Origin of the sequence: Campylobacter sp. LR264d (genome assembly GCF_008633895.1) — a bacterium.
Classification (GTDB): domain Bacteria; phylum Campylobacterota; class Campylobacteria; order Campylobacterales; family Campylobacteraceae; genus Campylobacter_D.
On record NZ_VJNT01000012.1, the window covers coordinates 92,105 to 102,511 of the forward strand.

Sequence of the window (10,407 nt, forward strand, 5' to 3'; positions counted from 1 at the left end):
AAACCCCTATGATTTCGGCTAAAAAATTTATCTTTGGGATACCTTTGAGACAGTACTTGCATTTACCTTTTAAAAAAATATATGAAAAAATGGGTATTAGGGTAAAAAATGAGAGTTTATGATTGCAATAAAAACAATAAGAGCGTATTGAAAATAGGGGTTTGTTTTCGCAAAATCTACTTGTAAGGCATATGAAAAATGAAGAAAAAATTAAACTTAAAACAAAAAGAAAGGCTAAATTCAACGTCCAAAGGTCCTTTCTCTTTGCCTAAATTCTTTTATAATCTTTCTAAATTCCCTTTTTGTAAGCCCTGGAAATAGGGTTTGACTAAAATAAATTTCAGCATAAGAACTTTGCCACAATAAAAAATTTGAAAGTCTCTTTGCATTGCCAACTCTAAGCATTAAATCAACGTCCATACAAAGGTCTAAATTTTCACTAATATTTTTTTCATTTATTTCTAAATTTTTTTCTAAAACGCGTTTAACAGCCCTTACAATCTCATCACGTGCCCCATAGCTAATAGCCAAATTTACGCATAATAAATTGCAATCCTTTGTATCTTCTTCTAATCTAGCAATTTTATTTCTAATATCCTTATCTATAAGGGTCAAATCTCCTATAGCATGAAATTTAATATTATTTTTTTTAAATTCCTTCAAGGCATCTTCTAAACACCTGTTAAGAAGTTCAAAGATAAATTGAATTTCTTCTTTTGGACGTTTCCAGTTTTCTGTACTAAAGGCAAAAAGGGTTAAATTTGAGATTTTTTCATCAATGCAAACTTCCATAAGCTTTTGCATAGTTTTCACACCTTGCGAGTAGCCAACCGTGGCTAAAAATCCCTTAGCTTTAGCCCAACGTCTGTTTCCGTCCATTACAATGGCAAGGTGATTAAGCGTGTTCATTAGCTATCCTTTAAAATCAAATAATTTTTTAAATGTATATAAAGGTTTTAATTTATTATCATGCAAAACATTATATTCTAAGTGTTTATTAAGAAATTTTTGCACCTTTAAAAAGGGTGTGAAAATAGAAACTCCTTTTTTATCAATAATGATTTTTAAAGCCCCAAAAACACTAAAATAAAGATAAAGTTCTATGAAATTTTCATTTTTTCGCATTTGAAACAAACAAGCCTTATTTTCAAAAATAAAGGGAATATGATAGATATTTTCATAACTTGCAAAAAGCATTTCTTTTAAAATTTGATATTTTTGCCTATTTTTACACTCACAAATAGAATTTATAACAAAATCTTTAAAATTTATCTTTGTTTCTAAAAGTGCTACTATCACACTTAAACCCTCTTCAAAGGGGAGTAAATTTGGTCTCTTGCTAAGATTTTTAAATTGTAAAATGCCACCCTTATTTGTGTAAAGTTCTGCCAAATACTCAGCCCCAACTTCTAGTTCAATTAAGCTTTTTGTGCTTATTTTTTTGTGATTTAAAAGCAGTGTGTAATGCCCCTTATACGAAGAATCAAGCACCTTCATTTGAATAGGTAGGGTCGAGTTTATCATACTACTCATAATTTTTCACACATTCTAGCTAATATATAGCCTAATTCTTCTTTGCTTATTAATTTTGAAGTACTTATATCATTTTTTGTTATAAAGCTTAATTGATTAAAATTTGAACCAAAATTATTTTTATCTCCTAAAATATTTAAACAAATCATATCCAGCTTTTTTTCAATCAAGGCTTTTTTAGCATTATCTAAGGCGTTTTTTTCATCAAGCTCCATTTTAAAGCCTATTTTAATGCCCTTAAATTTGGTATTTTTAAGTAGGTCTTCATTTAAATTTAAGCTTAAATTTAAATTTTCTTTGCCTTTTTTAATCTTACCCTTTGTATATTTTTGTACAAAATCACTCACAGCTGCTGCCATTATCAAAAAATCATCATTTTGAAATTTATCAATTAAATTTTTTAAATCCTTTGAACTTTCAAAATTATACACTGCATAAGGTGCCTTAAATTCAACGCTACTAAGTAATCTTACATTAGCCCCTAAAAAATAAAAGGCATCAGCTATAGCCTTAGCCATTTTTCCACTTGAAAAATTGCTAATAAATCGCACATCATCAATCTTTTCTTTAGTCCCTCCACAAGTTATAACAATATTTTTATTTTCAAAAAATTTTTCTTTAAAAAGTTGTCTTTTGACTATATTAAAAATATCTTTTATATCAGCTAAAGCCCCGATTCCCTCGTCCTTACAAGCTAGTTTTTTAACTATGGGTTTAATGATTATGGCCTTATTTTTTTCTAAAATTTTAAGAGAGATTTGAGTGCTAAAATGATTATACATATTTGAATTTGCTGCAGGGGCTATTATTAAGGGCTTAGAACTAGCTATTAAGGTTTGGATAAATAAATTATCACTTATGCCATAAGCTAGTTTATTAATGGAATTTACACTGGCTGGTGCAAATACTATAATATCACAATCCTTGCTAAATTTAATATGATTATTATCATTTTCCCAGCTTTCATTTTCTACGCACAAAACGCTATCACACAAGGCTTCAAAGCTTAATCTACTAGCAAATTTTAAGACCCCTTCGCTTAATAAAACCTTTACTTTAAAATTTTCTTTTTTAAATAAGCTTATTAACTCATAAGCTTTATAAAATGCTATGCTACCACTAACTGCTAAAAGAATAGTTTTCATTTTTTTCCAAATTTTTTATAAAAATAATCCTTGACTATCTTTTCTTTTGCCCTATTTATAAATAGTGTCCCACTTTTTATATTTTGACTTACACAACTTCCAGCAGCGATTATCACTTCATCATCGATTTTTATAGGGGCGATTAGTTGCGTATCTGAGCCTATAAATACATTTTTACCTATTATAGTTTTATACTTTTTGACCCCGTCATAATTGCAAGTTATAGTCCCACAGCCTATATTTGTGCCCTCATCAATCTCACAATCTCCAAGATAGCTTAAATGTCCGGCTTTAACACCATTTAATCTTGCCTTTTTACATTCTACAAAATTTCCTATATGAGTGTTTGAAATCTCACAACCTGGTCTAATGTGTGCCAGCGGCCCTATATCTGAGTTTAAAATAACGCTTTCTTCTATAACGCTAGAATGCTTTATAATGGAGTTTTCAATTATGCTTTTTCCTAAAATTTGCACATTTGCTTCTATTTTGCATTCTTTAATAAATTTAGCCTGTGCACTTATAAAAATACTAGCTGGATTTTGCATTATAACGCCTGCTTGCATTAAGTTTTTTTTGATTCTTTCTTGCATTAAATTTTCAGCCACGCTTAATTCAAATTTATCATTAACGCCCATAAACTCATACTCATCAACAAAAATAGGAAGTATATTGTAATTTTTTTCCTTGCTAAGCCTTATAATATCTGTTAAATAAAACTCCCCGACCCTATTGTCATTTGTAATCTTAGGCAAAAGTTCATTTAAAATACTAGTTTTAATCACATAAACGCCACTATTGCAAATTTTTATATTTTTTTCTTCTTCATTTGCATCTTTTAATTCTACGATTTTTTGAATTTCATTATCTTTTATTATTACCCTGCCATAGCTTTTTGCATCTTTGGTATCAAACACTGCCACGCTTAAATCTGAGTCATTGTTAATCAAATTTTTAAGTGTTTCTTTTTGTATTAAGGGCATATCTCCACAAAGTATCAAAACCTTATCGTGCTTAGCCTTATATTCTTTTAAAGCCCCTGCTGTGCCCGGATAATTTTGCAAATCCTGGCTTATAAAATTTATATCCTTAAAATCAAGACAAATTTCTTTTTCAACCTCTTCTTTTTTATGTGATAAAATAACGCTAATATCATTACTCAAAGTATTAGCCTTATCTAAAATATGCCAAATCATGCTTTTATCTGAAATTTTTTGCAAAACCTTTGGAACATCTGATTTCATCCTAGTCCCAAGCCCTGCAGCTAGTATTACTATACTTATATTTTGCATAAAAAACCTTTATAGAATAAAGGATATTTTAGCAAGTTAAATTAAATATTTTTGCAATTTAGAAAGTATTTAGTTTTTTATTTTAAATTTAAGAATTGTTTTATATTTTTAGCTAAAGCATTTGAAACATTTACAGATACTGCATTGCCAAATTGTTTATAAGCTTGCGTATCGCTTACTACTTGTTTCCATGAATTTGGAAAGCCTTGCAGTTTGCTACACTCATTTGGAGTAAGTTTTCTTACATTTATAAGATTGTCATCATTAAATTTTGCAAAATTTAGTTCATTGGTTACATAATTATCTTGACTAGCCCTATGCATTTTACACATTGTAGCAGTTAGTGTTTTACTAATCTTACAATTTATGCTAGGTTCAGCTTTATATCCACCACTACCCCAACTAAGTATTGTTTTTGCTATTTTTTTACTTAAAAAATAGTTTTTATCTACATTTTTATCAAGTAAATCTTGTGTTGAAATTTTAAGCTTATAACCTTTTGGAAATTCAAATTTAATATTGCTAAATTCCCTTAAAATAGCTACTATAAAAATTCTTGTTTTTTGTTGTAGTAAACCAAAATCTTTAGTATTTAACATCTCATAAAAATAATTATATCCTAAATTATCTAGTAATTTTAACATTGTATTGAAAGTTTGTTTTTTGTTATGAGAGATTAAATTTTTAACATTTTCAAGAACTATAATTTTTTTTTTTTTTTTGACAATATCTAAAATTTCATAAAAAAGTGTTCCACGTTTATCATCAAATCCTTTTTGTTTTCCAAGAGAACTAAATGGTTGTCAAGGAAAGCCTGCGAGTATTATATCGTGTGGTGGAATTTGTTCTTTAAGAATTAAAATATCGCCTAAGATTATATTTTATCTATGTTTTCTTTATAGGTTTGCACAGCAAATTTATCAAAATCATTAGCCTAAATTATTTTAAAATTATTTTGCAAAAATCCCAAATCAAATCCACCAATGTCTGAAAATAAACTAACAATTTTCATTAAAAACTCCACTTTGTTGGATTTGTTGAAAAAGTTTTATTAAAACATCTACAACTATAGAATTTCCACTTTGTTTTCTAGATTGAGCCATAGAAACGCAAATTTTAAAATCATCACTAAAACCAAAAAGTCTCAAGGCTTCACGTTCTGTTAAGACCCTTAGTTTATTATTTGTAGTTACATAATTATTAATACTAGCCCTATGAGAGTTACCTTGAGTGGAAAGGATTGCACGGGCTATTTTTAAATCAGTTTTAGCATTTTGATGATAAAAATTCTTAGTACCTGGACTTAAAACATAGGCTTTTAACTTTTCACTTAAAAAATATTTATCATCTACAACACTAGGTGATTTTTTTATTTTAAGTTTTCCATTTTCACTAGTAAAATTTCTAAATTTACAATTATCTAAAAGAAGTCTTGCATACTAAATTTAAGTTTTTCTGGTTTTGGAAATTTAAAGTTATTAGCAAAATGTGCGTTTTTAAAAGCTATAATAAAAATTCGTTTTCTATCTTGTGGTATATTATAATTTCTATTATCTAAAAGTTGATATTTTAAGACATAGCCAAGTGAGCCAAATACGTTTTGCATAATATTCCAAGTTTTACCCTTATCGTGTCTTAATAAATTTGAGATATTTTCATAAATAAAAACCTTTGGTTTAATTTCTTGTATTATTCTTGCATAATCATAAAATAGTGTCCCACGCGTATCACTAAGACCCATTTGGCGACCAATTTGTGAAAAACTTTGACAAGGTGACCCACCTACTAAGATATCAATTTGTCTTTTAAAATCAATCCCATCCAAAAGTCTAATATCCTTAAAAAAGTAATCACATTTGTAATTTGCTAAGTAAGTATCACGAATAAAATTGTGTTTTTTAGAGTTATTTTCATAAAGTTTATAACAATATTCTTCTTTTTCTTTGGGACTTTTTAAGCATTTAATAGTTTTTAATTCTTTATCATAATCTATTGTTAAGTTTATATCACTATTGTCACAAGCAAATATTGTTTTGTGTGGAAAATTTAAACGTTTTAATGCAAATTTAAATGCACCTATTCCACTAAAAACTGTGGCAATTTTAAGCATTTTTTCTCTTTTGTTCTTTGATTAAAAATTGTTTATAATGCCAAGACATAAAACGTATTCTTTGATCGTTTAGAAAAAAATTTGATATTTTTTATCATTGTATATATAAAGATTGTCTGCAAAATTACCATTTTCATTACCAAACAGGTAGGAAAGTTTTAATCGTCTATTGTTATCAATACTTATTAAATGTTTATCAAATAAAGCATCCATATTGGCAGATAAAAGTAAACCATTATGTATGTCATATATTTCTTTTAAATCACTATTTTTGTAACTTTTTATATGCGAAGCCCTAAATAATATTAAAAAGTTTTCTCTACTTGCCTCAATACCGCTAAATGGACAACTTATTGTTCCATTTTTTTGTATAGGCTATTACTTCATCTGCTAATTTATTACGTCAAACATTTTGGAAATTTCTATTTTTTACAATACATTTGATTTGTTCATTTATGGTAAGTTTATGATTTTTTAATTTTATTTGATTATTTATAAATTGTGTCAAACTTGGAAGCTGAATTAATTTATCGTTAAATTGCTGATACGAGAGAGAGTTAAAACGGCTGTTTTTGCTTATGTTTCTTCCTATTTTATTTATAATTTGTTTTGTATAATATTTTGTAAAATACTCTATTTCATGTTCGTTTACGATATAAATATTTGCAAAATCTGTCAAATTTATATTTTTTGCTTTGTTTCTTTTTTTCATTCGGTGTTGGTAAATTTAAGAATTTATTAAATTTACAAAGGAAAAAAATGCAAAAATTAAAAGTAAAAATAAACAAATGAAAAAGGTCAAATTTATTCTCATATTCAAAAATGGTTCACTATAAGACCTGAGAAAATAATTATACAAAAATTTGTATGTACTTTAGTGAACGAATACAAATATAATCTAAATTAAATGTAAAAAGAATTAATACTTACAAGGCAACGGAGAGAGATTCAGTTAGTAATTTAAAAAATGCTAGTGATATAGCAAAAAACAATAATCCTTTTATAATCGTAGAATGCAAATCTGATAATGTTTACATAGATATAGGTCATGTAAAAGAAATTATAGATATACAAAAAAAACGATGATGATGAAAAAGAAAGACAAAGATTATTAAAATCTATAGTAGTTTTTAAAAAAGATGAATTTAACAAAGTGCTTAATAAATGCCGTGATATAATAAGAAACGCAGAAAAACACGACACAGCAAAGACCTTTGATGAGATTGCAAAGGTTTTATTTATGAAGGTTCATATCGAAAGAAATGCTTTAAAACAGATAAGTCCTACAACAAATATTTTTTCTTTAAAATATATAGAAGATAAGGAAAATGACCCTGGTAGAAATTTTAACGAAAGTGTTTTTAAAGATATGTTTGATCAAACTAAAAAGGAATTTTCGAGAGATAAAATTTTATGGAAAATGAAAAAATAGAATTAAAAGATAGTACCATTAAAAATATAGTCAAGGAATTAGAAAAATATAATCTTTCCTTAACTTCTGCTGATATTAAAGGTATTGCCTTTGAAAATTTTTAAGCACTACTTTTAAAGGTGATTTAGGACAATATTTTACACCAAGGGCTGTGGTTGATTTTATGATAGAAGCGTTTAATCCTTTATAAAATGAGCTATGTTGTGACCAAGTAGTAGTGGTTTTTTAATAAATATCTTTAATCAAATTAAAAAAGATATTCTACAAGTAATTTTTAGTAGGTTTTATAGGCTTTAAAGTCCTATTTTTTCATAACAATTTTTTTATATTTTTTTAAAAATGGCACAAAATATGCCACTAATTTTAAAAAAACTGTAAATATTATAATCTTTTTTTGCATTTTTTGTCAAGTTTTTTTAAAAAAATATTTCATTTTTTTGCAATTTTATATAATAATGGCTTATTTTTAATGTTTATTTTATAAAAATTGCTCTTTTTGGTTAAGGTTTTAAACCTTTTAAACTTAATTAAAGCTTAAAAAAGTCGGGGCTTGATTGGTTTTTATATAAATTGGTTGGCTTTTTGCAAAATTGCATTTTAAATATTTTTTTAAAATTAAAAGCGCGCCTGCAATTTTATATTAATTTTTAACTTTTTCATTTTTTATTAATTGCTTTCTTTTTTTTTGTAAGTTTTTTTATTTTTTTTTTCGTGTAGCGTGGTGAAGTTTTATATTAAATTAAAAATTGTGTGTAGCGTGAAAAGGTAAAAAAACTTAAAAAATAATTATATTTTTAAGGTTGTGTGCGTTGGTGTAAAAAAAATATTAAAAAATCGTGTGCGAGTAGCTATGACTTGTGAGAGAATATTTTAAAAATTTAGCTTTGAAAGATGTGTTGCAAAATGGGTTTAAAAATTGTGGGTTGGCTTTCTTGTAAGTTATTTTTTTTTTTTTTTAAATTAAAAATAACTCATGCGAGGTGGGTTATTTTTTAAAAATGATATTATTATTAAAAAAAAATATTATTATGCCTTTTATACACAATATTTTAAGCAAAAAAAGCCTTTAACCCTTTTTTTAAAAATTACATTAATTTAAAATATCTTAGTTAAAAAAAAAGGAGTAATAATGGCTAGTGAGTTGAGTATTGAAGAGCAAATTAAAGAAGTTTTAGCAAATGACAACGCCTTTTTAGAACAAGTTAAACTAACCTTGCTTGGCGTTAATGAAATGTATAATATTTTTAAATCTTTAAATGAGAGTTTTAATAATATTGAAAACAATTTTTTAAGCCATGATGAAAGCCTTAAAAATTTACAAGATAATTTAAATCAAAATTTAGAAAATATGTCAACACAAATAAGTAATTTTGAAAGCTTAATTAATCAAAAAGAAAAGGATTTTCAAACCTTACAAAATTTGCTTAATGAAACTAGTGTTTTAATGGAAGAAAAAGGCGAAGAATTTATTAAAATAAGTGATGAAGTTAATAATTTAAAAAATATTATTTTAGAGCATAAAAATGAAATAGCTGCCCTTTTAGAACTTTTAAGAGATACTGAAAATTATGAAAAATTAAAGATAATTAGTAATAACTTTGATGCTCAAATTCTTTCAATTAATAGTTTAATTGAAAATTTTAATTCAAATTATTTATTAAAAAAGATTGATTTTAAACATTTTGTACAAGAAAGCAAAACAAGTCTTATTAAAGACGTACAAGTTTCTAATATTAAGCAATTGGCTAATATTTATAATTATTTATTTACACTAGAAAACACAATTTTTAAAAATACGCTAAAACAAATTAAGGAGTAAAAAATGGCAAATTTGATTTTAAATAAGGTTTCAAATTATACAGGCCTTAGTGGGTCTATATTTGATAGTGGCTTAAGTTTTTCTTATGAGGATTTAAATGAAGAGCAACTTAATACAAAATTTATTATTACATTAACCGCTAATAATTTAACACTAAATAGCGAATATAATAATTTAATAGATGAAAGTGGTACTGTTACTTTTTCTCATACTATAAGCGAATATAATGAGGCTTTTAAGGCTTTAAAAGTAACCCTTGGTAATGAAAATGGTAGTCTTGAAATAACTTATAATTCTTTGCTTACAAATAGCGAAATAAAAGAAAGTATTATAAGTATTGTAAAAACGCCTAGCGAATTAATAGAAAATGACTATCAAAAAATTAATTTTTATCTTGAAAATATACAAAACTCAGCTACTATTTTACAAGATTTAAGGCAAAGGGTTGAACTTGCCTTTGGAGATTTATCAAGCTTTGATAGCGATATAACCTCTCTTTTTCAAAGTTTCAAGGATTTAAAAACTCAAAATGAAATACTTATTAATGAAATAGTAGAAAGGTCTAAAAATGAATTAAATGAGTTAAAAGAAAATATTATAATTGAATTTAACGAACTTAAAGATAATCTTAGCCAAGAAATAGAAACCGCTAAAACTACAGCTTTAACAGAAATAGAAAGCGCTAAAACTACAGCTTTAACAGAAATAGAAAGCGCTAAAAATCCTTAATTTTTAAGGATTTTTAAACTATTTTTAAGGATTTATTATGAATGAAAATTTAAATATACTTTTACAAACTCAAATTAATGCTTTGATTGAGTTACAAACTCAGCTTAAAATAATACTTGATAATTTTGACAGTATTGATTCTTCTTCTTTTGATGAATTAATAAGTCAAACTTTACAAGAATTAATAACCACCTATTTAGAAGAAAATGAAGGTCTTAAAGAATTACAAAATCAATTTGAAGAAGTAAAAAAAGAGGTTGAAAACATTAATATAACAGGCAATATAAACACAATTAATACCTTACAAGATGAAATTAAGGCTTTAAGTAATGAAATATCTTTAAAGC

At 26.0% G+C, this 10,407-nt stretch carries 13 protein-coding genes and 2 pseudogenes; 5 read left to right on the forward strand and 10 right to left on the reverse strand.

Annotated elements, in window-relative coordinates; translation table 11 throughout:
- Window position 1: 1 nt before the first annotated feature.
- From FMM56_RS09175 to FMM56_RS08670, 10 genes and pseudogenes are all read right to left on the reverse strand, one after another.
- Window positions 2–244 (reverse strand): annotated as a pseudogene (locus FMM56_RS09175) (prepilin peptidase); the annotation flags it as partial.
- The gene (gene uppS / locus FMM56_RS03505; protein ID WP_150151676.1) at window positions 241–909 is read right to left on the reverse strand and encodes a polyprenyl diphosphate synthase; all 669 of its coding nucleotides are present in this window, start codon (window positions 907–909) and stop codon (window positions 241–243) included. The gene uppS and the pseudogene FMM56_RS09175, both read right to left, overlap by 4 nt.
- Before the next feature lie 3 nt (window positions 910–912).
- Window positions 913–1,533, reverse strand: a complete 621-nt coding sequence (locus FMM56_RS03510; RefSeq protein WP_223810453.1) for a hypothetical protein — start codon at window positions 1,531–1,533, stop codon at window positions 913–915.
- A complete protein-coding gene (gene coaBC / locus FMM56_RS03515) occupies window positions 1,530–2,678 on the reverse strand; it encodes a bifunctional phosphopantothenoylcysteine decarboxylase/phosphopantothenate--cysteine ligase CoaBC (protein ID WP_150140084.1) in 1,149 nt (382 codons plus the stop codon). The genes FMM56_RS03510 and coaBC overlap by 4 nt, the downstream gene beginning before the upstream one ends.
- On the reverse strand, window positions 2,675–3,970 hold the full coding sequence (gene glmU, locus FMM56_RS03520; RefSeq protein WP_150140085.1) for a bifunctional UDP-N-acetylglucosamine diphosphorylase/glucosamine-1-phosphate N-acetyltransferase GlmU: 1,296 nt from the start codon (window positions 3,968–3,970) through the stop codon (window positions 2,675–2,677). Before glmU ends, coaBC begins: the two co-directional genes overlap by 4 nt.
- A 77-nt stretch (window positions 3,971–4,047) precedes the next feature.
- Window positions 4,048–4,713 (reverse strand): annotated as a pseudogene (dcm, locus tag FMM56_RS03525) (DNA (cytosine-5-)-methyltransferase); the annotation flags it as partial.
- 255 nt (window positions 4,714–4,968) lie between these two features.
- Entirely contained in the window at window positions 4,969–5,343 is a 375-nt protein-coding gene (locus FMM56_RS09180; RefSeq protein ID WP_263312610.1) for a DNA cytosine methyltransferase, read from the reverse strand.
- A 47-nt stretch (window positions 5,344–5,390) separates the two neighbouring features.
- Entirely contained in the window at window positions 5,391–6,080 is a 690-nt protein-coding gene (locus FMM56_RS09185) for a DNA cytosine methyltransferase (RefSeq protein WP_263312608.1), read from the reverse strand.
- Window positions 6,081–6,149: 69 nt separating this feature from the next.
- Window positions 6,150–6,452, reverse strand: coding sequence for an HNH endonuclease signature motif containing protein (locus tag FMM56_RS09395; RefSeq protein WP_150140094.1), 303 nt, complete (start codon window positions 6,450–6,452; stop codon window positions 6,150–6,152).
- Between the two features lie 31 nt (window positions 6,453–6,483).
- Window positions 6,484–6,792, reverse strand: coding sequence for a hypothetical protein (locus FMM56_RS08670; RefSeq protein WP_190319011.1), 309 nt, complete (start codon window positions 6,790–6,792; stop codon window positions 6,484–6,486).
- A 441-nt stretch (window positions 6,793–7,233) separates the two neighbouring features.
- On the opposite strand from FMM56_RS08670, the gene FMM56_RS03540 reads away from it, so the two are divergent.
- From FMM56_RS03540 to FMM56_RS03555, 5 genes are all read left to right on the forward strand, one after another.
- Entirely contained in the window at window positions 7,234–7,512 is a 279-nt protein-coding gene (locus FMM56_RS03540) for a hypothetical protein (RefSeq protein ID WP_150207804.1), read from the forward strand.
- Window positions 7,494–7,616: a hypothetical protein gene (locus FMM56_RS09190; RefSeq protein WP_263312609.1), complete on the forward strand. Its 123-nt coding sequence runs from the start codon at window positions 7,494–7,496 to the stop codon at window positions 7,614–7,616. Before FMM56_RS03540 ends, FMM56_RS09190 begins: the two co-directional genes overlap by 19 nt.
- A gap of 1,025 nt (window positions 7,617–8,641) precedes the next feature.
- On the forward strand, window positions 8,642–9,331 hold the full coding sequence (locus FMM56_RS03545) for a hypothetical protein (RefSeq protein ID WP_150207806.1): 690 nt from the start codon (window positions 8,642–8,644) through the stop codon (window positions 9,329–9,331).
- A gap of 3 nt (window positions 9,332–9,334) precedes the next feature.
- The gene (locus tag FMM56_RS03550; protein WP_150207808.1) at window positions 9,335–10,060 is read left to right on the forward strand and encodes a hypothetical protein; all 726 of its coding nucleotides are present in this window, start codon (window positions 9,335–9,337) and stop codon (window positions 10,058–10,060) included.
- A 37-nt stretch (window positions 10,061–10,097) separates the two neighbouring features.
- Window positions 10,098–10,407 (forward strand): DUF342 domain-containing protein (locus FMM56_RS03555; protein ID WP_150207810.1); only part of this gene is annotated, 310 nt, incomplete at its 3' end.

Bases quoted from the DNA above. Each gene is read 5' to 3' on its own strand.
- uppS (WP_150151676.1), bottom strand. From the start codon at position 909: ATGAACACGCTTAATCACCTTGCCATTGTAATGGACGGAAACAGACGT.
- FMM56_RS03510 (WP_223810453.1), bottom strand. From the start codon at position 1,533: ATGAGTAGTATGATAAACTCGACCCTACCTATTCAAATGAAGGTGCTT.
- coaBC (WP_150140084.1), bottom strand. From the start codon at position 2,678: ATGAAAACTATTCTTTTAGCAGTTAGTGGTAGCATAGCATTTTATAAA.
- glmU (WP_150140085.1), bottom strand. From the start codon at position 3,970: ATGCAAAATATAAGTATAGTAATACTAGCTGCAGGGCTTGGGACTAGG.
- FMM56_RS09185 (WP_263312608.1), bottom strand. From the start codon at position 6,080: ATGCTTAAAATTGCCACAGTTTTTAGTGGAATAGGTGCATTTAAATTT.
- FMM56_RS08670 (WP_190319011.1), bottom strand. From the start codon at position 6,792: ATGAAAAAAAGAAACAAAGCAAAAAATATAAATTTGACAGATTTTGCA.
- FMM56_RS09190 (WP_263312609.1), top strand. From the start codon at position 7,494: ATGGAAAATGAAAAAATAGAATTAAAAGATAGTACCATTAAAAATATA.
- FMM56_RS03545 (WP_150207806.1), top strand. From the start codon at position 8,642: ATGGCTAGTGAGTTGAGTATTGAAGAGCAAATTAAAGAAGTTTTAGCA.
- FMM56_RS03550 (WP_150207808.1), top strand. From the start codon at position 9,335: ATGGCAAATTTGATTTTAAATAAGGTTTCAAATTATACAGGCCTTAGT.